This is a genomic window from Mesorhizobium salmacidum (SeqCode), assembly GCF_037179605.1.
In the GTDB taxonomy this organism is placed as follows: domain Bacteria; phylum Pseudomonadota; class Alphaproteobacteria; order Rhizobiales; family Rhizobiaceae; genus Mesorhizobium; species Mesorhizobium salmacidum.
Genome location: NZ_JAPYKS010000023.1, coordinates 66,642 through 87,400 on the forward strand (window position 1 = coordinate 66,642; position 20,759 = coordinate 87,400).

Here is a 20,759-nt window from a genome sequence, read left to right on the forward strand (position 1 = left end):
CACGGGGGGTGCGGTTCATGAAATCATCGACGCGATCGCCTGGCGCCAGAAATTCGGTATTGGCGGCGGCGCTGGCCCTGGCAGGTCTCGCCGCGCAGCCCGCAGCGGCCGAGGAACGGGCAAAAGACCTGTTCGGCGCCGAGAAACTGCCGACGGCTACCGCGGCGCAATCCTTCGGCTTCTATTCCAAGGGCTGCTTTTCCGGCGGCGTCGCCATCCCCATGGATGGTCCGACCTGGCAGGTAATGCGGCCATCGCGCAACCGCCGCTGGGGCCATCCGGCGCTGATCGCGCTGATCGAGAGATTGTCGCGCGATGCCGTCGCCGACGGTTGGCCCGGCCTGCTGATCGGCGACATCGCGCAGCCGCGCGGCGGCCCGATGCTGACCGGCCATGCCTCGCACCAGATCGGGCTCGACGCCGATATCTGGCTGACGCCGATGCCCGACCGCACGATGACCAGGGCGCAGCGCGAGACCATGAGCGCCACGCTGATGGTCGACGAGAAGACGCATCTGGTGAAGGATGCGCTGTGGACGCCGCAACATACGGCGTTGCTGAAGCGCGCGGCGAGCTATCCGCAGGTCGAGCGCATCCTGGTCAATCCGGGCATCAAGAAGAAGCTCTGCGACACGGTCAAGGGTGACCGCTCCTGGCTGCGCAAGATCAGGCCGTTCTGGGGCCACGACTATCATTTCCACATGCGCGTCGGCTGCCAGCCGGGTTCGCCCAACTGCAAGGCACAGGAAGCGACGCCGGATGATGACGGTTGCGGCAAGCCGCTGGCCTGGTGGTTCACGCAGGAGCCGTGGCGGCCCAACAAGAACCCGGATGCGCCCAAGGCTCGCGACCTGATGATGATGGCCAACCTGCCCAAGGAATGCCGCGCGGTGCTCGACGCGCCGGGGCCTGCCTCGGCCGAGGCCGCGACCTATCACGGCGACACGGTGCCGATCGCAGTGGCGGCACCCGCGCCCGAGCCCGAAGCGCCGTCGCTGCCCGCCGTCACGGCCAGCAGTGCGGCCGGCCTGCCAAGCGCGTTGAACGCCTTCACGGCGACACCCGAGGTAGGCGTGCCGGTGCCGCGTCCACGCCCGCCCGCGAAGTGATTGTCGGGCGCCGTCGGCAAGCTCAATCGGTTTAGCTGCCTGCTTTCATGAAACAGTGGCCGTTTGGCCGCAGAACCTCTCCCTGTGCGTCGCCGGGTCCGAAAACCGTTTCCCTTTTCAAACTCATGCGCTAGTCAACGGAAGAACGGCGAAACGCCATCGAGGGCGCCGGGGGACGGACGAGAGCATGCCAGGCGCAGGCGACGACGAGACTTTGCTGCGGTTTCCGATCCTGATCGGCGATATCGGCGGCACCAATGCGCGCTTTTCGATCGTGCTCGACGCCAATTCCGAGGCCGGCGAGCCGACCATCGTCCAGACCGCCAATTACAGCACCATCGACGAGGCGATCCAGTCGGCCGTGCTCGATCGCTCCTCGGTCCGACCCAATTCGGCTGTGCTGGCGGTGGCCGGTCCGGTCGATGGCGACGAGATCGAACTCACCAACTGTCCCTGGGTCGTCAAGCCCCGGCAGATGTTCGCCAGCCTCGGCCTGAGCGACATCGTCGTGCTCAACGATTTCGAGGCGCAGGCGCTGGCCGTCGTCGCGCTCGGCGAAGAGCAGATGGAAAAGATCGGCGGCGGCACGCCGGAGCCCAATGCCGGCCGCGTCGTGCTGGGACCGGGAACCGGGCTCGGCGTCGCCGGGCTGGTCCACGCGCTGCATCACTGGATACCGGTGCCCGGCGAAGGCGGCCATATGGACATCGGGCCGCGTTCGGCCCGCGATTTCCAGGTATTCCCGCACATCGAGAAGCTCGACGGCCGCATTTCGGGCGAGCAGATCCTGTCCGGGCGAGGCCTCGTCAACGTCTACCGGGCGGTGGCCAGGGCGGACGGCAAGCCATCGCCCTTCACCACGCCGGCCGAGGTCACCGCTGCGGCGCTGGCCAAGACCGATCCCGTGGCGCAGGAAGCGCTGGAGACTTTTGTCACCTGCCTGGGCCGCACCGCCGGCGACCTTGCCTTGGTGTTCATGAGCCGGGGCGGGGTTTTCCTCACCGGCGGCATCGCGCAAAAGATCGTACCGGCGCTGAAGGAGGGCAATTTCCGCGCCGCCTTCGAGGACAAGGCGCCGCACGGCGCGCTGATGCGCACCATGCCGGTCTATGTCATCACCCATCCGCTGGCGGCGCTCCTCGGCCTTGCCGCCTATGCCAGGAACCCCTCGCTGTTCGGTGTCCAGACATCGGGCCGGCGCTGGCGCGACGAAGTTAGTCACCCCAAGGCATAGGCAAGCCGGCTGCTTGGCGTTAATAGGGGTGCCGAATTGCCCGGCCACGGGAAGCCGAAACCGACAAAGCCCTCTGATTTGACACTTCAAACTCCAAACAAGCTGAAAGCCCGGCCCGGCGAGGTCACAGCGGTGCTGCGCCGCATTCTCGCTGAGAACAGCCATGACTATCGCTGGACCTATGTGATGGTCATCACCTGCTCGCTGATCGTTTCGGGCACGACCGCCTTCACGGCCTGGATCATGGCCCCGATGGTCAACCAGATCTTCTACGAACGGCGAGGCGATGCGATCGTCTGGATCTGCGCCGGCTTCATGGCGGCCTTCCTGCTGCGCGGCTTCGCCGGCTATGGCCAGGCGGTGGCGCTGGCCAAGATCGGCAACAATCTGGTGGCGCGCTACCAGAAGCGCATCTTCGATCACCTGATGAAGCTCGGCGTGGGCTTCTTCAACGACACACGCTCCGGCCGGCTGGCGGCGCAGGTCAACGAAAACGTCGGCGGCATCCGCGACCTGCTGTCGTTGACGCTGACCTCGATTACCCGTGACGCCGTGACGCTGATCGGGCTTCTCGGCGTCATGGTCTACCAGGATCCGGTCCTGTCGCTCAGTTCGCTGCTGATCGGGCCGCCGCTGATCTGGGCCGTCGTCTACCTCACCCGCCGCGTACGGCGCATAACCCGGGAATCGGTGCTCATCAATTCGCGGCTGATCGGCGCGGTTCAGGAAGCCACGCAAGGCATCGCCATCGTCAAGGCCTTCACCATGGAGGACGAGCTGTCGGGCCGCATCGGCAAGCTCGCCAACGACGCCGAACAGCGCTCCAACAAGATTGCCCGCGTCTCCGAACGGCTGTCGCCGATCTCCGACATGCTGGCTGGTCTCGCCGTCACCTCCGTCATCGCTTATTCCGGTTACCGGGCGCTGGTTCTGGGCCAGCCGCCGGGCGCGGTCTTTTCGTTCATCACCGCGCTGATCCTGGCCTATGATCCGGCGCGGCGCCTGGCGCGCATGCAGGTCGGCATGGAACGGGCACTGGTCAACGCGCGCATGATCTACGAACTGCTCGACCTCGAGCCGAAGCAGGGCGACGCTCCAGGCGCCACACAGGCACATTTCACCACCGGCGAAGTGCGCTTCAACAACGTGTCCTTCCGCTATGTCGAGGAGGCGCCTGTCCTTCAGGGTCTGAGCTTCGTCGCCGCCGCCGGCAAGATGACCGCCGTCATCGGTGCATCCGGCGCCGGCAAGACGACGCTGGTGGCGCTGCTGCAGCGCTTCTACGATGTCGAGAGCGGCACGATCGAGATCGACGGCCAGGACATTTCCAAGGTCACCAAACAGTCGCTGCGCGGCTCGATCGCCTATGTCTCGCAGGCGCCCTACCTGTTCGAAGGCACCATCCGCGACAACATCCGCTATGGCCGCCCCTCGGCGACCGACGCCGAGATCGAACAGGCCGCGCGACTGGCCGCGGCCGACGAGTTCATCCGCCAGCAGCCGCAAGGCTATGACACGCCGGTCGGCGAGAATGGCGCCACGCTTTCCGGCGGCCAGCGCCAGCGTGTGTCGATCGCCCGCGCCATCGTGCGCCAGGCACCGATCCTGCTGCTCGACGAGGCGACATCGGCGCTCGACAACGAAGCCGAAGCCCGTGTCCAGCAGGCGCTCACCAAGGTCATGGAAGGGCGCACCACCATCGTCATCGCGCACCGCCTGTCGACCGTGGTCAATGCCGACCACATCATCGTGCTGGAACAGGGCCATCTGGTCGAAGAGGGCACGCACGCCTCGCTGATGGCCGACCCGCACAGCGTCTATGCCCGTTTCCACCGCATACAGGGCGTCAAGGGCCTGGGGCTTGTCGACGACAGCGTGCCGGCCGAGACTTCGGTTCGGGAATTAGAGACCGAGAACATCGCCGGGAGCACGGCATGAGCGAAACATCGGCAACATCAGGCGAGCCGGCCAGCGATATGGGACTTGTGGTGGTCGGCGCGGCCGGCCGCATGGGCCAGACGCTGATCCGCGCCATCCATGCCATTCCGGGCGCCCGCGTCATCGGCGCGGTCGAGCGCGCGGATTCGCCTCATCTGGGAAAGGATGCGGGCGAACTGGCAGGCGTCGGCCGCATCGATGTGCCGATAGGCAGCGATCCGCTGCCGGTCTTCGCCAGGGCCGACGGCGTGCTCGATTTCACCACCCCGGCCTCGACGGTCGAGTTCGCCGGCTACGCGGCGCAGGCGCGCATCGTCCATGTCATCGGCACGACCGGCTGTTCGGTCGACGACAATGCGAAAATCGCTGCCGCCGCGCGCCACGCGACCATCGTCAAGTCGGGCAATATGAGCCTCGGCGTCAACCTGCTGGCGGTGCTGGTCGAACAGGCGGCGCGCGCGCTCGATGCCGATGATTTCGACATCGAAATCCTCGAAATGCACCACAGGCACAAGGTCGACGCGCCTTCGGGCACCGCGCTTCTGCTCGGCGAGGCCGCCGCCGCCGGGCGCGGCATTGCACTGGCCGGCAACGACGTGCGTTCACGCGACGGCCATACGGGTGTGCGAAAAACCGGCTCGATCGGCTTCGCCGCGCTGCGCGGCGGCTCGGTGGTCGGCGACCACAGCGTGATCCTGGCCGGCACCGGCGAGCGCATCACGCTGTCCCACCATGCCGAGGACCGCGCCATCTTCGCCCGCGGCGCGGTCAAGGCCGCACTTTGGGCGCGCGGCAGGAAGCCGGGCCTTTACTCAATGCGGGACGTGCTCGGGCTTGCCTGAAACGACCCTGAACCATCTTCGTTCTTACGCAAGTTCGGACGGAAAACCGCTACACACTTTCCTGGAATGCTCAGACCCCAGAGGAGCAAAAATGTCGAGAACTCTCGTGCTCGTGCGCCACGGCCAGAGCGAATGGAATTTGAAAAACCTGTTCACCGGCTGGCGTGACGTCGACCTGACCGAGCAGGGCCACGCCGAGGCCAAGGCCGCCGGCCTGAAGCTCAAGGCGCGCGGCCTGAAATTCGACATTGCCTTCACCTCGGCGCTGGTCCGGGCGCAGAAGACTTGCCAGCACATTCTCGACGCCGTCGGCCAGAGCGACCTGAAGACCATTCGCGACCAGGCGCTGAACGAGCGCGACTATGGCGACCTTTCCGGCCTCAACAAGGACGATGCGCGCCAGAAATGGGGCGAGGAGCAGGTGCATGTCTGGCGTCGCTCCTACGACGTACCGCCGCCCGCCGGTGAAAGCCTGAAGGACACCGGCGCCCGCGTCTGGCCCTACTACCTGCACGATCTGCAGCCGCACGTGCTGCGCGGCGGCACCGTGCTGGTCGCCGCCCACGGCAACTCGCTGCGCGCGCTGATCATGGCGCTGGACGGCAAGTCGGGCGAGGAGATCGTCAAGCTGGAACTCGGCACTGGCGTGCCTGTCATCTACCAGCTCAACGCCGATTCGACCGTGGCCTCGAAGGAAGTGCTGGAAGGCTGACGGCTGGCGAGTTGCGGCGGCGGGCCTCCACCAGCTTTGCTAAAGCGACTTCCCAGCTTTTGGCGTCCTGTTCCAAAAAGCGCGTTGACAGCAATCGCTTGCCCGCTTATTGAGCCCGCACCAGCCCAGATGGCGGAATTGGTAGACGCGCACGGTTCAGGTCCGTGTTCCGCAAGGAGTGGAGGTTCGAGTCCTCTTCTGGGCACCAAATTCCCGTTTCGAACCATTCGATCGGTTCAGAAGCTCAAGAAAAAAGCCCGGTTCGTCCGGGCTTTTTTCTTGCCCAATGACCTCCCCTCCTGGCCAGTCCCCACACAAACCGCTTCAAACCGCGCTCCCGCTTCGCTACGCTCGCTCCCATGTCTCAATCCGCCACCACGATCTTCGGCGCCCGCCGCGATCAGGCCTTCCCGACGCTGGCCGAGGCCGACATCGAGCGCATGCGCCGGTTCGGTGAGGCCAGCGCCTATGCCGCCGGCGAGCACATATTCGAGGCCGGCGATGTGTCCCCGGGGCTGATCGTCGTCCTGTCGGGCAAGGTGGACATCACGCAGGACGGCAAGCTCGGCCGGCGCGAGACGATCGTCACCCATGGTCCAGGCAGCTTCGTCGGCGAACTGGCGCAGCTTTCGGCCCGTCCCTCGCTGGTCAATGCGCAGGCCGCCGAGCCGGTCGAGGCGTTCGTCATCTCCTCGCAGAGGCTGCGCGACCTGATGGTGCAGGAGGCCAATCTCGGCGAGCGCATCATGCGGGCGCTGATCCTGCGCCGCGTCGGGCTGCTCGAGAGCGGCACGATCGGTCCGATCATCGTCGGGCCGGCCGACAATGGCGATGTCCTTCGCCTGCAGGGATTTCTCGCCCGCAGCGGCCAGCCCCACCGCGTGCTCGATTCCAAAACCGATCCTTGCGCGAAGACCCTGTTCGAGCACTTCCATGTCGATCCCCACCATTTGCCGGTCGTGCTGTGCCCGAACGGCAGGCTGCTGCTCAATCCCGCGGAAAAAGACCTCGCCCGCTGCATCGGCCTGCTGCGGCCGGTCGACGCCAGCAAGGTCTATGACGTCGCCATTGTCGGCGCCGGGCCGGCCGGGCTGGCGGCGGCGGTCTACGCGGCCTCCGAAGGCTTGTCGACCATCGTGCTCGATTGCCGTGCCTTCGGCGGGCAGGCGGGCGCCTCGGCGCGCATCGAGAACTATCTCGGCTTCCCCACGGGCATTACCGGCATGGCGCTGATGGCGCGCGCCTACAACCAGGCGCAGAAATTCGGCGTCGAGATGGTCATTCCCGACGAGGTGAAGCTGCTCGGCGCCGCCACCGACGGCGCGCGCTACCAGCTTGCGGTCGGCGACGACGAGACGGTGCGCACGCGCTCGGTGGTGATCGCCAGCGGCGCGCGCTATCGCCGCCTCGATGTCGCCAATCTCGCCGAGTTCGAGGGCACATGCGTGCATTATTGGGCCTCGCCCATCGAGGCACGGCTTTGCGGCGGCCAGGAAGTGGCACTGGTCGGCGCCGGCAATTCGGCTGGCCAGGCGGCCGTCTTCCTGGCCAGCCATGTCAGGAAAGTGGCGCTGCTGGCGCGTGGCGGCAGTCTCGAAGCCTCGATGTCGCGTTACCTCGTCGAGCGCATCAGGGCGCAGCCGAACATCGAGGTGCTGACCGGCACCGAGGTCGAGGCGCTGGACGGCGAGGAAGGCAATCTTGCCACGGTCCGCTGGCGCGACCGCTCGAGCGGCGCCTTAACGACGCGGCCGATCCGCCATCTCTTCCTGTTCATCGGCGCCGACCCGAACACCGACTGGCTCGCCCAATCCGACGTGGCGCTGGATGCCAGGGGTTTCATCCGCACCGGATCGGACATAGCATCGGCGCATGGCCTGATGGAGACGAGCCGCAGCGGCGTGTTCGCCATCGGCGACGTGCGCTCCGGCTCCGTCAAACGCGTCGCGGCGGCTGTCGGCGAAGGCGCCCAGGTGGTGGCCGCATTGCATGCATTTCTTGGGCGGGAAGGCAGCCATGCCGACGCGCCTCAACTGGTCGGGGGAGTGTGATGGCGGACGAGTGCAGACACGCGGCTGGGATCAAGGACGTGACGCCGAGCGCGCTTGGCTGCGAGGAATGCCTGAAGAGCGGCTCGTGGTGGGTGCATCTGCGGCTCTGCCGCACCTGCGGCCATGTCGGTTGCTGCGACGATTCCCCCAACCGCCACGCCACCAAGCATTTTCATGCCACCAGCCATCCCGTCATAGAGGGCTATGACCCCCCGGAAGGCTGGGGCTGGTGCTATGTCGACGAGATCTTTCTCGACCTCGGCGACCGTACCACCCCGCAGAACGGCCCGATCCCGCGATTTTACTGAGTGCTTCGGCGAGCTGGGAAAAGCGGGCCGGTCTGATCTATCGCACCGAACCGGTGATGGTCCGGTCAACATCGGGAACGGACTTGCGATCGTTGCCGGCAAGCGCGGCGATGAGCAGCAGGCTGGCCACGACCGGAACGAACAGCACGGCGACGCGGGCCTGTACATGAAGGATGGCGCGCCATTCGCTGCGCTTGTCGGGGCTGTTGCTCATCATACTCACTTTGCCATGGCCCCCCGGAGGTCACATAGCCGTGAACGGTTAAGCAACTCCTGCCGACTTCGTTAACGCAGGCGATTCAAACCTAAAATCAGCCGAGCCCGATCCGCCTGGCGCCTTGCCGGAACAACGCTTCGGCGTCGGGCTCGAAGCGGAACGTGCCGATGAAATCGTCGGCGCGGTAATCCGGCAACGTCTTGCGGATCGCGGCTGCAAAGCCGCGCGCCTCGTCGAGCCGCCCCGCCAGCGCCAGGCAATGTGCCGCGATCGCCAGAATGATGGCGTGCGCGTTCGGCCGCGCCGCCGCCTTCAGCGCCCATACGGCTGCCTCCTCGAACTGGCCGAGTCGGACATGCGACATCGCCCGCGCGCCCAGCATGCCGAACAGCAGCGGGTCGAACGGGCTGAGATGGCGCGAATGGTCTGAGGAGCTTATTGCCGCCTTCGGGTCGCCCGATTGCGAGTGGACGAAGGACAGCGCGTAATGGCCGAGTGCGAAATTGGGGCTGAGTTTCACCGCCTGTTCCAGTTCGCCGAGCGAGCCTTCCTGTTCGCCGCGCAGCCACAGCGCCCGCCCCATTGCCCAGTGCGCGGCCGGATTGTGGTCGTCGACCAGCAGGCTCTGGCCGGCGCTCTCGAAGGCCAGCGCGCTTTCCCGGTCGCGGTCGCCCCAGCGCTGGAAGGCGTTCTGCCAGTGGGTGAAGGACAGGCCGGCATAGGCGCGGGCGAAGGTCGGATCGAGCTGCAAGGCCCTGGCAAAGAAATGCCGCGCCGTTTCGTTCTCGGCCTGGGTGAAGCGATACATGTGCCAGAGGCCGCGGTGGTAGGCCTCCCAGGCGTTGAGCGAGTTGGGCGCCTTCAGCAGGGCTCGGTTACGCTCGACGGTCTCGACCTCCACCGAGATCGACGACACGATGCTGTCGCCGACGTCGTCGAGCACGGCAAAAATGTCGTCCGGACGGCGCTCGAAGGTCTCGGCCCAGACGATCCTGGCGGTACGCACCTCGACGAGTTCGACGCTGACGATCAGGCGGCCGGCCATGCTGCGCACCGTGCCGGTGGCGACATAGTCGACCTTCAGCCGGCGACCGGCCTCCTCGGGTGCGATGCCCTTGTCGGCCAGTGCGAAGACCGATCCGCGCGCGATGACGAAGAAATCCCGCAGCTTGGCGAGACGGGTGATGATGTCGTGGGTAAGGCCATCGGCCAGCCCGCCGCGCAGGCCGGATTCCTCAATAAACGGCATCACCGCCAGCGACGTATGGCTCGGCTCGAGTGGACCGGAGTCGAGTGGACCAAGGTCTAGTGTTGCCCCCAATTGCGATGCTGTGGATAGGCAGGCCGGCTGCGGCCGCGGCGAGGCAGACGACTGCTGGTCGCGGATCACCCGCCAGGCTGTCCGGAGCGGGGCGAAATCCAGGTCTTCCGACTGGAACAGCTGTGCCGCCACCGCCAGATGCTTCTCGGCCGCGGTGATCTCGCCGCGCCGGGCGAGGCTCGCCAGCAGCGTCGTATGCGCGCGCCCGTCGAAAGGCGCGAGTTCCACCCATCTGTCGAGATGGGCGGTCGCTTCGTCGCAGTCCGTGGGCAGGCTCGCGACGAGCCGTTCCAGCACCGCCGCGTGGACGGACCGGAAGCGGCGGCGCTGGCCGATCAGCCAGCTGTTGAAGTGCGGATTGCGTTCGAATTCCAGCCCGTCGAGAAAATCGCCGGCGAAGAGTTCTGCCAGCGCTCGCAACCGCTCGGCATCGAGCGTGTCGATCCCGTGCGTGGCCGCATGGCTGATCTCCAACGCATCGACAAGGCAACCGCCGAGATCGAGCGCGACCGTATCGTCCTGCGTGCGGACACGGCGCTGGTCCGGCGTGTCGAGAGCGCCGCGCAACTTGCTCAGGCACCAGCGCAGCTCGCCTCGCGGATCGTTGGGCACGTCCCACAGAAGTTCACACAGGCGGCTGCGCCCCACCGGGTGCGGCGCCAGCGCCAGATAGGCAAGCAGCGCCCGCAGCTTGCGCGAGGCCGGCAGTGCCATCGGCACACCGTTACGCGTGATCGCTAATTGGCCGAGCAGGCGCACGGACAGGCCCGGCATTCCGCCGTCCTGGCTCGATGGTGCGGATTCCACGTCCGTTTCCACGCCTGCTCCCACGCTGGCCTGTCGGCCCCTGCTTTATCACCAAACACGATCTGGCGCATCCTGCGGCGAATTTCGCGCCGGCAGCGGTCATTGCCGCATCGCCGGCACATTACTCCTAGCGCGGCAAGGTCTCGAAAGCTCGCCGCCCGGGCCGCCGGTTTGTAACCGGTCCGTGAAAATGAACACGATCGAGGAGATCAACGATGTTGAACAAACAGAAAATCAGGACCACCGCCGGGCGCGGCCGCCTGTTCGACAGCATTCTCGACACTGTCGGCGACACGCCGGCGGTGCGCATCAACAATCTCGCGCCGGCCCATGCGACCATCTACGTCAAGGCCGAGTTCTTCAACCCGGGCGCCTCGGTGAAGGACCGGCTGGCGCTCAACATCATCGAGGAGGGCGAACGTAGCGGCGCGCTGAAGCCTGGCCAGACCGTGGTCGAGGCGACCAGCGGCAACACCGGCATCGGCCTCGCCATGGTCTGTGCGCAAAAGGCCTATCCGCTGGTCGTCACCATGGCCGACAGCTTTTCGGTCGAGCGCCGCAAGCTGATGCGCATGCTCGGCGCCAAGGTGGTGCTGACGCCGCGCGCCGAAAAGGGTTTTGGCATGTACAAGAAGGCGGTCGAGCTGGCCGAGGCCAATGGCTGGTTCCTCGCCCGCCAGTTCGAGACGGCCGCCAATGCCGCCATCCACGAGGCGACGACCGCGCGCGAAATCATCAACGATTTCGCCGGCTCGCGGCTGGATTGCTTCGTCACCGGCTATGGCACCGGCGGCACCGTCGTCGGCGTGGCGCGAGTCTTGCGCCGCGAACGGCCCGATACCCGCATCGTGCTCTCCGAGCCGGCCAATGCGCAACTGATCGGCAGCGGCAAGGCGCAGCAGCGCGCTGCCGATGGCGCCCCCGCCGCCAGCCACCCGGCCTTCGAGCCGCACCCGATCCAGGGCTGGACGCCGGACTTCATCCCCAATGTCCTGCAGGAAGCGATCGAAGCCAGCCTCTATGACGAGGTGATGCCGATCGCAGGGCCAGAGGGCATCAAATGGGCGCGGGCGCTAGCCCAGAAGGAAGGCATCTTCACCGGCATTTCCGGCGGCGCCACCTTCGCCGTGGCGCGGCAGGTCGCGGAGAAGGCGCCGGCGGGATCGGTGATCCTGTGCATGTTGCCCGACACTGGCGAGCGCTACATGTCGACACCGCTGTTCGACGGCATCGAGGCCGAAATGGATGCCGACGAGTTGGCGCTGTCGCGCTCGACGCCCGGCTGCCAGTTTCCGGCGGCTTGACGGAGGCAGTCATGGACATCGCGCGAGACACCGTCGGCATGGTGGCCGAGGAAACGCTTGACCCCGCCGACTGGGCCGATGTGCAGGCCTTGTCGCACCGGGTCGTCGACGATGCCGTCGATTATCTGCGCGACGTGCGCGACCGCCCGGTGTGGCGGGAGATGCCGGCCGATGTGCGGGACTTCTTCACCGCCCCGTTGCCGCGCTCGCCGGCACCGCTTGCCGCCGTCTACGGCGAGGTCTCGCGCACCGTGATGTCCTATCCCATGGGCAACATCCATCCGCGCTTCTGGTCCTGGTACATGGGGTCGAGCAACTTCACCGGCGCGCTCGGCGATTTCCTGGCGGCGATCCAGGGCTCCAATCTCGGCGGCGGCAACCACGCCGCCGGGCTGATGGACAACCAGGTGGTGAACTGGTGCAAGCAGATGCTGGGCTTTCCGGCATCGGCCTCCGGCACGCTGGTCAGCGGCGGCTCGATGGCCAATATCATCGGGCTGACCGTGGCGCGCAATGTCAAGGCCGGCATCGATGTGCGCGAACACGGCGTCGCCGCCATCGAAAAACCGCTGCGCTTCTACGGCTCGGACCAGATCCATTCCTGCCATCGCAAGGCGATGGAAGCGCTCGGGCTCGGCAACCGGGCGCTGCGCCGGATCGCGACGGATGCCGGGCTGCGCATCGACACATCGGCCTTGCGCGCGGCGATCGCCGAGGACCGGGCAGCCGGCGTCACGCCGGCCTGCGTCATCGGCAATGCCGGTACGGTCAACACCGGTGCGATCGACGATCTCAGGGCGCTTGCCAAACTCGCGCACGAGGAAAGACTCTGGTTTCATGTCGATGGCTGTATTGGCGCGCTGATCGCGATCGCGCCGCAAAACGCCCACCGCATTGCCGGCATCGAATGGGCCGATTCGATCGCACTCGATCCGCACAAATGGCTGCACGCGCCGTTCGAGGTCGGCTGTGCCCTGGTCAGGGATGCCACAGCGCACCGCCGGACCTTCGCGGTGACGCCGGAATACCTGGAATCGACGCCGCGCGGCCTCGCATCCGGCGAATGGCTGCACGACTATGGCCTGCAGACCTCGCGCGGCTTTCGCGCCCTGAAAGTGTGGATGGCGCTGAAGGAGCATGGCGTCGAAAAATTCGGCCGCCTGATCGACCAGAACATCGCGCAGGTCTCCTATCTGGCCGGGCTGATCGAGGCCGAGCCTTTGCTGGAACTGGCGGCAGCGCCGACCATCAACATCGTCTGCTTCCGCTACCAGCCCGGTTTGGCGGGCGAAGCACTGAAGGCGCTCAACACCGAGATCATGCTGCGGCTGCAGGAGCAAGGCATCGCGGCACTCTCCGATACCACCGTGCATGGCGAGCACTGGCTGCGTGTGGCGATCACCAATCATCGCACCCGCCGCGACGATCTCGATCTGCTGGCGCGTGAAGTGGTCAGGCTGGGGCGTGAGATCACTGCGGAGGGCCGCGTGTCTTCCTAGTTCCGGGCGGCCGTGCGAACCTGCTCGCGAATGATTCGGGGAGGTCGGCGGTGACGCTGTTTCGCATGGTTGCGCTGGCGGCACTGGTCCTGGCCAATTCGGCCGATGCCGCCGACATGGCCTTTTTCGTCAAGAACCTGCGCAAGGAGGCGGTCGCGGTCGAGCTGTTCAGCCGCGACCGTGAGACCGTCTGGCCTGGCAATGACAAGGTGTTCCTTGTCGAGCCGGGCTCGCAGAAATCGGTGCCGCTTTCGTGCAACCAGGGTGAGCACATCTGCTATGGCGCCTGGGTCGATGGGAACGACAAGATTTCCGCCGGCGTCGGGCCAGACAACGACCAGCCCTGCGATACCTGCTGTTTCATCTGCGTGGAGCACACGACCGAGACGATCGACCTGGTGCCGTGATCGGGGATCCAGTGCAGGCGGTCATTCCGGCGCGTCAGTCCGGAAGGCCGGCCTTGTGGAAGCCCTCGATGAAATGCTCACGCGTCGCGTCGTCGCGGAACGGCTCGGTCATCACCCAGTGGCGGGTCGTGAAATGCGGGTTGCCGACGAGGAACAGCTCGACCTCCGCGCGCGCTTCGTCGAGCCGGCCAAGTTGCGCAAGGCTTGCCGCAAGGAAGCGGCGTGAGCTGGTGCGGTAGGTCTCGTCCCGGCGCAGCGTCTCGACGGCGGCAGCGTAGTCGCGCGCCGCATATTGCGCCTGGCCGAGCGTCAGATAGTACCAGCTTGCCGGGAACGGGTTCAGCCGGAACGCCTTGCGGATCTGCTGCAGGCCCTCCTCCACCCGCCCGGCGAGCGTCGTTATGTCGGACAATGTCGCCCAGGCATCGGCCTCGTTGGGGTCGAGTTCGAACGCCCTGGCGAATTCGGCATCCGACTCGGCGAAATCATGCTCATAGGCAAGCAAATTGCCGAGCACCCAGTGGCAGCCGGCATCGTTCGGATCGATCGCGACCGCCTTGCGCGCCAGGTCCAGGGCAATGCGGCGGTTGGGGTCGATCGGCTCGCCCCAGTGCACCCATCCCATCCAGTGGTTCATGGCGAGCCAGCGATAGGCCTCGGCGTAGTCGGGGTCGAGCGCAACCGCGCGCGTCAGCATCAGATGCGCTTCCCGTGCCGTCTGCGGCGAATCGTCGATCAGCTTGCGCGCCCGCACGCACAGATCGTAGGCATCGAGATTGGTGGGCCGGTTGCGTGGCGGCGGCGCGCGCAGCCGGCCGAGCAACGCCTCCACGATCTTGGCGGTCACCTCGTCCTGGACGGCGAAGATATCGTCCAGGCCGCGGTCGAAGCGTTCCGCCCAGAGATGGTCGCCGCTCGCCGCGTCGACCAGCTGTGCGTTGATGCGCACGCGCCCCGCGTCACGCCGCGCAATGCCCTCCAGCAGGTAGCGGACGCCAAGTTCCCTGGCGATCTCGCGCACATCCATCGCCCTTCCCTTGTAGGCAAAGGTCGAATTGCGCGCGATGACGAACAGGCCGGAGATCCTCGACAGGTCGGTGATCAGGTCTTCGGTCAAGCCGTCGCAGAAAGCGTCCTGCCCGGCATCGTTGCTGAAATTGACGAAGGGCAGCACCGCGATCGATGGTTTGTCAGGCAGCGGCAACGGTTTTCGCTTGGCGCCGGCGAGCTGTTCGACGGCTCCCGTGAAGCGGTAGCCGACGCGTGGAACAGTGGCGATCCATTCGCCGCCCCCTTCACCCGCAATGCCGGGCGGACCGAGCAGCTTGCGCAATTGCGCGATCTGGACGGTGAGGTTGCCTTCCTCGACGGCCGTGCCGGGCCACGCAGCATCCATGAGTTCGGCCTTCTCAAGGATTTCGCCGGCCCTTGCGACCAGCGCCGCGAGCAGCTTCAGCCCGCGATAGCCGATGGCCACGGGGACGTCGTTCCGGAGCAGCGTTCCCGCACCGGCATCGAGCACGAACGGGCCAAAGGCAAAGCGCTCTCCCTGCATGGCGCATCTATAGAGCAATTCCAGGAAAAGTGCGAAGCGGTTTGCCCCGGAGAAGCGCACAGCGCTTTCCCTGGAGGAATTGCGTGAAAACAAAGAGTTAGACGCCGTTTGGAACTTTTGAGAACTATTTGGCGGGCCTTAATTACGGCGGCGTTCGCGTCCCGCAGAATGCAACCTCTTTCAGCTCGAGGGCCTAGAAGTCCGGCCCCACGGAGGTTGTCATGAACCATATCCTTGTTTCGGTTCCGCCGGCAGTGCGGCAGCCCGCAAGTCCCAAGCAAGCGCCGCGTCGGCGCCTGGCGGTCTTGCGAAACACCATAGCGGCCTGGCGCGAGCGGACACGCTTTCGCTGGGACCTCAAGCGAATGTCGGAGGTCAGTCCGCATCTGATCGACGACATCGGTTTGACGACGCCACAGGTCGAGGAAGAAATCGCCAAACTGCCCTTCTGGCAGCGATAAGGCGAAATGCCGCGATGATTTGGACGGGATTTGCCGGCATCATCCCTTTAGTGCCCGCCCGCGTCATGTCATGATCCCCCATCGGCCGTGGGGGCCGATTCTACATCGGGGGTTTTCATGTCTTTCACATCAGCGCGCCGGCTCGCCGCCGCGTTTTCGCTTGCCGTCCTGTTTGTATCGACCGCCCAAGCCGGCGACGTCACCTTCGCCGTCAAGAACAGCCATCCCAACGCCATGCGCCTCGAGCTCTACAGCCAGGACCGCGACTATGTCTGGCCCGGCGATGGCAAGGATTTCTATCTCGATGACGGCGAGACCAAGCAGCTGCCGATATCCTGCAATGAAGGCGAATCGATCTGCTACGGCGCCTGGGTCGACGGCGACGAAGGCACCTATTGGGGCGTCGGCCCCGGCAACAAGGAAAAATGCGAGGATTGCTGCTATACCTGCAGCGGCGGCGAGACCGAGGAGATCGATCTGGTCCCTTGACCGGTTTGCCAGCTTGACGGGTTTCCCGCTGGGGACCATAGCCCAAACACCCAAGGCACGCCGCGTGCATTCAGGCGCGGTGTGCTCCAGGCACACAGGGAGCACGCCAATGGCCGGTATGGTCGAAAGCGACAAGATCGACGTCGGATTTTCCGGCAAACGCTGCATCCACTCGCGCAATTGCGTGCTCGGCGACCCAAATGTCTTCGTGCCCAACGCGCCGGGACAATGGATCCATCCCGAGGCGGCCAGCGTCGAAAAGATCGTCGCGCTGGCCGAGAATTGCCCCTCGGGCGCCATCACCTATATGCGCAAGGATGGCGGACCGCAGGAAAAACCGCCTGTGGTCAACACCGTGCGGTTGCGCGAAAACGGTCCGCTGGCGGTGCATGCCGAGATCGTGCTTGGCGACGAGACATTCTTCCGCGCCACGCTCTGCCGCTGCGGCGCCTCGCAGAACAAGCCGTTCTGCGACAACAGCCACATCAGGGCGGGCTTTGCCGCCACCGGCGAACCGGCGCTGAAGGACACGCCCGCACTGGAGGCCCGTGACGGCCCACTGAAGGCGACGCCTACCACCAACGGCCCGCTCAAGCTCGAAGGCAATGTCGAGATCGTCACCGGCACCGGCCACACGGTCGACCGCGCCACCAAGGTCTTCCTGTGCCGCTGCGGCCACTCGGCGAACAAACCGTTCTGCGATGGCAGTCATAAGAAGGTTGGGTTTGTCGGATAAGGCGGCGCGTCGACGCTGCCAATCTCCCCCCTCGTGGCGACGAGGAACCCCACATACGTTGGCGGGACGGCGCACCGACCTTCCGGTGGGTTCACGACACCGTGGCCCATCTCACGCTGCTTTATCGGCCGGCCCGTTTCGGCTAAGGGCAGGGGTGAAAAGAACGCCTCCCGTCCCGGATCCACCAAAGAATGACCGCCAAGACCAAGCCCGCCCCTCTCTTCCTCGGCATAGACACCGGCGGCACCTACACCGATGCCGTGCTGTGGTCCGAGACCGAAGGTCCGCAAGAGGGGCCGAACAAGGGCAAGGTGCTGGCCAAGGCCAAGGCGCTGACCACGCGGCATGATCTGGCCGTCGGCATTTCGGGTGCCGTCGACGCGGTGTTGGAAAAGGCGGCCACCGATCCGGCTGACATCAAGCTGGTCTCGATGTCGACGACGCTCGCCACCAACGCGCTGGTCGAGGGGCAGGGCGGCCGGGTGGCGCTGGTCATGATCGGCTTTTCCGAGGCCGATCTTGCCCGCGATGGGCTGAAGACGGCACTCGGCACCGACCCGGTGGTGTTTTGTCCGGGCGGCCATGATGTGCACGGCAACGCGGCAAAACTCGACCTGTCCGGGCTGGAGGCGATGCTGCCGGAACTCGGCGCGTCGGTGTCCGGTTTCGCCGTCTGCGCCTATTTCGCCACCCGCAATCCCGCGCATGAGATCGCAGCCCGCGAGCTGATCCGCGACAGGACCGGCCTGCCGGTCACATCAAGCCACGAATTGTCGGCCAAGCTCGGCGGGCCACGCCGTGCGCTCACCACGCTGCTCAATGCCAGGCTGATCTCGATGGTCGACCGGCTGGTGGCGGCGACCGAGGGGTTCCTTCAGGCGCGCAACATTGCCGCTCCCCTGATGGTGGTGCGCGGCGATGGGGCGCTGGTTTCGGCGGCGTTTGCCCGCCAGCGGCCGATCGAGACGATCCTCTCCGGTCCCGCCGCCAGCCTGGTCGGCGCCCGCCACATGACCGGGCTCGACAACGCGGTGGTCTCCGATATCGGCGGCACCACCACGGATGTCGCCGTGCTCGATGGCGGCCGGCCGCGGCTCGATCCGGAAGGCGCCACCGTCGGCGGCTTCCGCACCATGGTCGAGGCGGTGGCCATGCGCACCTTCGGCCTCGGCGGCGATTCCGAGGTGACGCTGGAGGATGGCGCGCTCAATCCGAAGATCCTGCTCGGGCCGCGCCGCCTGGTGCCGCTGGCGCTGGCCGGCATGGCGCATGGCGAGGCGGTGACGGCAGAACTCGAACGCCAGTTGCGCGCCCCCAACACCGGCCGCATGGACGGCCGCTTCGCGGTCCGCACCGGCGTGCCGGACCGGCTCGCCGCGGGGCTGACCGCACCGGAGGCGAAGCTCTACGAGGCGATTGGCGCGACGCCGCTTGCCCTCGACAGGCTGCTGACCTCGAATGCCCAGAATGCCACGCTGAACCGGCTGGTCTCGCGCGGGCTGGTGCATATCTCAGGCTTCACGCCGTCGGACGCCGCGCATGTGCTTGGCAAGCAGGCGAACTGGGATGCCGCCGCTGCCCGCCTTGGCGCCGAACTGTTCGCCCGCAGGCGCGATGGCCGTGGCCAGGCGATCGCGCCCTCCCCGGAAGCGATCTCGGAGCGGGTGCTGGTGACGCTGACGCGCTGGTCGGCCGAATACATCCTGGAAACCGCCTTTGCCGAGGACGGGCTCGATGGCGCGGCGACCGTGGCGCACGCGCTGGTGCAGCGCGCCGTCGACGCCCATCCCGGCATCGCCCGCCTCAGCGTCGCGCTCGACCGTCCGGTCATCGGGCTCGGCGCTTCGGCTCCCCTGCATTACGCCGGCCTGGCGCCCTTGGTCGGCAACGATTGCGTGGTGCCCCGGGATACCGATGTCGCCAACGCGCTTGGCGCCGTCGTCGGCCAGGTCAGGGTCTCGGCCGAGGCGCGTGTCAGCCAGCCCAAGGAGGGTTTGTTTCGCCTGGCTTCGGGTGAGACCGTGCGCGATTTCCTCGACGAGGCGGCGGCCATAGCAGCCGCCGAGGCCGACGTGCGCGCCATTGTCGCCCAGCGGGCCCTTGATGCCGGCACCGACAGCGCCGAGATCGACGTGGCGACCGAGTTCCGGGTCTCGACGGTGGAGGCCCAGCGTATGTTCATCGAAGCGCATGTCGTGGCGGTGGCGTCGGGCAGGCCAAGGATCGCGGTTTGAGGGCGCATTCTTCCCTTCTCCCACAGGGAGAGAAGGGAAGACGCGCCCACCTTCACCCTAAGCTGAATTGACCCCGCAACCCCAAACATGCCAAACGCCCCGCAAAGCTTTCATCTGGAGTAGCCTGATGACCGATCGCATCGAGATCGCCGGATTGCGCATTGCCCGCGAGCTGCATGACTTCGTCGTCGACGAAGCGCTGCCCGGCACCGGCATCGAAGCGGCGCGCTTCTGGAACGGCTTCTCGGCCATTGTCCATGATCTCGCGCCGAAGAACCGGGCGCTGCTGGCAAAACGCGATGCCATGCAGGAAAAGCTCGACGGCTGGTATCGCGACAATGGCGCGCCAATCGACATGGACGCTTACAAGGTGTTCCTGAAGGAGATCGGCTATCTCGTTCCGGAAGGGCCGGCCTTCAGCGTGTCGACCGACAATGTCGACCCGGAAATCGCCGTCGTCGCCGGGCCGCAGCTCGTCGTGCCGGTGATGAACGCGCGCTATGCGCTGAATGCCGCCAATGCGCGCTGGGGCTCGCTCTATGACGCTCTCTATGGCACCGACGCCATCCCTGAAACGGACGGCGCTGAGAAGGGCAAGACCTTCAACCCGGCGCGCGGCGCCAAGGTGATCGCCTGGGCCAAGGATTTTCTCGACCAGTCGGTGCCACTCACCACTGGCAAATGGGCAGGGGTGAACGGGCTGTCGGTGGCCAACGGCGCGCTGAAGGTCGGCGAAGGCGCCGGCTCGACGACGCTGGCCGATCCCAGGCAATTCGTCGGCTATCGCGGCGACGCCGCCAATCCACAAGCCGTGCTCCTGATCAAAAACGGGCTGCACGTCGAGATCCTGATCGACCGCGCCAACCAGATCGGCCGCACCGATCCGGCCGGCATCGCCGACGTCATCCTGGAATCGGCGTTGACTACGATCCAGGACTGCGAGGATTCGGTCGCGGCTGTGGATGCGCAGGACAAGGTCGTCGTCTACCGCAACTGGCTCGGCCTGATGAAGGGCGACCTAGCCGAGGAGATCAGCAAGGGCGGCAAGAGTTTTATTCGCAAGCTCAACCCCGACCGCGCCTGGACCGCGCCCGCCGGCGGCATGCTCGCCGTGCCTGGCCGCTCGTTGATGCTGGTGCGCAATGTCGGCCACCTCATGACCAATCCGGCGATCCTGGACCGCGACGGCAGCGAGGTGCCGGAAGGCATCATGGACGCGGCGATGACGGCCTTGATCGCGCTTCACGACGTCGGGCCGGAGGGGCGGCGGATGAACTCCCGCGCCGGCTCGATGTATGTGGTGAAGCCGAAGATGCACGGGCCGGAGGAGGTCGCCTTCGCTGTCGAGATCTTCGAGCGTGTCGAAGCCCTGCTCGGTATGGCCCAAAACACCATCAAGATGGGCATCATGGACGAGGAGCGGCGCACCACGATCAATCTCAAGGAGGCGATCCGCGCCGCGAGGGAGCGCGTTGTCTTCATCAACACCGGCTTCCTCGACCGCACTGGCGACGAGATCCACACCTCGATGGAAG

18 protein-coding genes and 1 tRNA gene are annotated in these 20,759 nt (G+C 66.1%); 16 read left to right on the forward strand and 3 right to left on the reverse strand.

Translation table 11 applies throughout. From position 1 onward, the window contains the following. The first annotated feature begins 17 nt into the window (after positions 1-17). The 8 genes from mepA (at position 18) to O7A60_RS25880 (ending at position 8,194) form a co-directional block, all read left to right on the forward strand. Entirely contained in the window at positions 18-1,109 is a 1,092-nt protein-coding gene (gene mepA / locus O7A60_RS25845) for a penicillin-insensitive murein endopeptidase (RefSeq protein WP_337108588.1), read from the forward strand. A 187-nt stretch (positions 1,110-1,296) separates the two neighbouring features. Further along, a complete protein-coding gene (locus O7A60_RS25850) occupies positions 1,297-2,343 on the forward strand; it encodes a glucokinase (protein WP_337108589.1) in 1,047 nt (348 codons plus the stop codon). A gap of 78 nt (positions 2,344-2,421) precedes the next feature. Further along, on the forward strand, positions 2,422-4,281 hold the full coding sequence (locus tag O7A60_RS25855; RefSeq protein ID WP_337108590.1) for an ABC transporter ATP-binding protein: 1,860 nt from the start codon (positions 2,422-2,424) through the stop codon (positions 4,279-4,281). After that, positions 4,278-5,123, forward strand: a complete 846-nt coding sequence (gene dapB / locus O7A60_RS25860; protein WP_337108591.1) for a 4-hydroxy-tetrahydrodipicolinate reductase — start codon at positions 4,278-4,280, stop codon at positions 5,121-5,123. The genes O7A60_RS25855 and dapB overlap by 4 nt, the downstream gene beginning before the upstream one ends. A gap of 91 nt (positions 5,124-5,214) precedes the next feature. After that, positions 5,215-5,835, forward strand: coding sequence for a 2,3-bisphosphoglycerate-dependent phosphoglycerate mutase (locus O7A60_RS25865; protein ID WP_337108592.1), 621 nt, complete (start codon positions 5,215-5,217; stop codon positions 5,833-5,835). A gap of 123 nt (positions 5,836-5,958) precedes the next feature. Then, positions 5,959-6,043, forward strand: a tRNA-Leu gene (locus O7A60_RS25870). Positions 6,044-6,194: 151 nt separating this feature from the next. Next, on the forward strand, positions 6,195-7,886 hold the full coding sequence (locus O7A60_RS25875; protein ID WP_337108593.1) for an FAD-dependent oxidoreductase: 1,692 nt from the start codon (positions 6,195-6,197) through the stop codon (positions 7,884-7,886). Continuing rightward, a complete protein-coding gene (locus O7A60_RS25880) occupies positions 7,886-8,194 on the forward strand; it encodes a UBP-type zinc finger domain-containing protein (RefSeq protein ID WP_140507000.1) in 309 nt (102 codons plus the stop codon). The genes O7A60_RS25875 and O7A60_RS25880 overlap by 1 nt, the downstream gene beginning before the upstream one ends. A 37-nt stretch (positions 8,195-8,231) precedes the next feature. On the opposite strand, the gene O7A60_RS25885 is transcribed toward O7A60_RS25880, so the two are convergent. Both O7A60_RS25885 and O7A60_RS25890 read right to left on the reverse strand, forming a co-directional pair. Then, entirely contained in the window at positions 8,232-8,408 is a 177-nt protein-coding gene (locus O7A60_RS25885; RefSeq protein ID WP_337108594.1) for a hypothetical protein, read from the reverse strand. Positions 8,409-8,505: 97 nt separating this feature from the next. Next, positions 8,506-10,506: a transcriptional regulator gene (locus tag O7A60_RS25890; protein ID WP_337108595.1), complete on the reverse strand. Its 2,001-nt coding sequence runs from the start codon at positions 10,504-10,506 to the stop codon at positions 8,506-8,508. A 248-nt stretch (positions 10,507-10,754) separates the two neighbouring features. On the opposite strand from O7A60_RS25890, the gene O7A60_RS25895 reads away from it, so the two are divergent. From O7A60_RS25895 to O7A60_RS25905, 3 genes are read left to right on the forward strand one after another with little or no spacing between them, the layout of a single operon-like run. Beyond that, complete coding sequence (locus O7A60_RS25895) at positions 10,755-11,843, forward strand: PLP-dependent cysteine synthase family protein (protein ID WP_337108596.1); 1,089 nt, start codon at positions 10,755-10,757, stop codon at positions 11,841-11,843. Between the two features lie 11 nt (positions 11,844-11,854). Next, the gene (locus tag O7A60_RS25900) at positions 11,855-13,342 is read left to right on the forward strand and encodes a pyridoxal phosphate-dependent decarboxylase family protein (protein ID WP_337108597.1); all 1,488 of its coding nucleotides are present in this window, start codon (positions 11,855-11,857) and stop codon (positions 13,340-13,342) included. Between the two features lie 50 nt (positions 13,343-13,392). Further along, positions 13,393-13,749, forward strand: a complete 357-nt coding sequence (locus O7A60_RS25905) for a hypothetical protein (protein ID WP_337108598.1) — start codon at positions 13,393-13,395, stop codon at positions 13,747-13,749. Positions 13,750-13,783: 34 nt separating this feature from the next. Here the strand turns inward: O7A60_RS25905 and O7A60_RS25910 are convergent, their stop codons facing one another. Further along, positions 13,784-15,304 (reverse strand): winged helix-turn-helix domain-containing tetratricopeptide repeat protein, encoded by a 1,521-nt coding sequence (locus tag O7A60_RS25910; protein WP_337108604.1) that lies wholly within the window; start codon positions 15,302-15,304, stop codon positions 13,784-13,786. Positions 15,305-15,525: 221 nt separating this feature from the next. Between O7A60_RS25910 and O7A60_RS25915 the strand changes: the two genes are divergently transcribed. The 5 genes from O7A60_RS25915 to O7A60_RS25935 all read left to right on the forward strand — a co-directional run. After that, positions 15,526-15,765: a DUF1127 domain-containing protein gene (locus O7A60_RS25915; protein ID WP_140506988.1), complete on the forward strand. Its 240-nt coding sequence runs from the start codon at positions 15,526-15,528 to the stop codon at positions 15,763-15,765. Positions 15,766-15,882: 117 nt separating this feature from the next. After that, the gene (locus tag O7A60_RS25920) at positions 15,883-16,254 is read left to right on the forward strand and encodes a hypothetical protein (RefSeq protein ID WP_140715639.1); all 372 of its coding nucleotides are present in this window, start codon (positions 15,883-15,885) and stop codon (positions 16,252-16,254) included. Between the two features lie 109 nt (positions 16,255-16,363). Then, a complete protein-coding gene (locus tag O7A60_RS25925; RefSeq protein WP_337108599.1) occupies positions 16,364-16,990 on the forward strand; it encodes a CDGSH iron-sulfur domain-containing protein in 627 nt (208 codons plus the stop codon). A 191-nt stretch (positions 16,991-17,181) separates the two neighbouring features. Continuing rightward, positions 17,182-19,224, forward strand: a complete 2,043-nt coding sequence (locus tag O7A60_RS25930; RefSeq protein WP_337108600.1) for a hydantoinase/oxoprolinase family protein — start codon at positions 17,182-17,184, stop codon at positions 19,222-19,224. A gap of 127 nt (positions 19,225-19,351) precedes the next feature. Beyond that, positions 19,352-20,759: malate synthase G (locus O7A60_RS25935; protein ID WP_337108601.1), on the forward strand; the 1,408-nt coding region annotated here is incomplete at its 3' end.

Excerpts from the sequence above, each read along its gene's own strand:
- mepA (WP_337108588.1), top strand. The coding sequence starts at position 18 with ATGAAATCATCGACGCGATCGCCTGGCGCCAGAAATTCGGTATTGGCG.
- O7A60_RS25850 (WP_337108589.1), top strand. The coding sequence starts at position 1,297 with ATGCCAGGCGCAGGCGACGACGAGACTTTGCTGCGGTTTCCGATCCTG.
- dapB (WP_337108591.1), top strand. The coding sequence starts at position 4,278 with ATGAGCGAAACATCGGCAACATCAGGCGAGCCGGCCAGCGATATGGGA.
- O7A60_RS25865 (WP_337108592.1), top strand. The coding sequence starts at position 5,215 with ATGTCGAGAACTCTCGTGCTCGTGCGCCACGGCCAGAGCGAATGGAAT.
- O7A60_RS25875 (WP_337108593.1), top strand. The coding sequence starts at position 6,195 with ATGTCTCAATCCGCCACCACGATCTTCGGCGCCCGCCGCGATCAGGCC.
- O7A60_RS25880 (WP_140507000.1), top strand. The coding sequence starts at position 7,886 with ATGGCGGACGAGTGCAGACACGCGGCTGGGATCAAGGACGTGACGCCG.
- O7A60_RS25885 (WP_337108594.1), bottom strand. The coding sequence starts at position 8,408 with ATGAGCAACAGCCCCGACAAGCGCAGCGAATGGCGCGCCATCCTTCAT.
- O7A60_RS25890 (WP_337108595.1), bottom strand. The coding sequence starts at position 10,506 with ATGCCGGGCCTGTCCGTGCGCCTGCTCGGCCAATTAGCGATCACGCGT.
- O7A60_RS25895 (WP_337108596.1), top strand. The coding sequence starts at position 10,755 with ATGTTGAACAAACAGAAAATCAGGACCACCGCCGGGCGCGGCCGCCTG.
- O7A60_RS25900 (WP_337108597.1), top strand. The coding sequence starts at position 11,855 with ATGGACATCGCGCGAGACACCGTCGGCATGGTGGCCGAGGAAACGCTT.
- O7A60_RS25910 (WP_337108604.1), bottom strand. The coding sequence starts at position 15,304 with ATGCAGGGAGAGCGCTTTGCCTTTGGCCCGTTCGTGCTCGATGCCGGT.
- O7A60_RS25915 (WP_140506988.1), top strand. The coding sequence starts at position 15,526 with ATGAACCATATCCTTGTTTCGGTTCCGCCGGCAGTGCGGCAGCCCGCA.
- O7A60_RS25920 (WP_140715639.1), top strand. The coding sequence starts at position 15,883 with ATGTCTTTCACATCAGCGCGCCGGCTCGCCGCCGCGTTTTCGCTTGCC.
- O7A60_RS25925 (WP_337108599.1), top strand. The coding sequence starts at position 16,364 with ATGGCCGGTATGGTCGAAAGCGACAAGATCGACGTCGGATTTTCCGGC.
- O7A60_RS25930 (WP_337108600.1), top strand. The coding sequence starts at position 17,182 with ATGACCGCCAAGACCAAGCCCGCCCCTCTCTTCCTCGGCATAGACACC.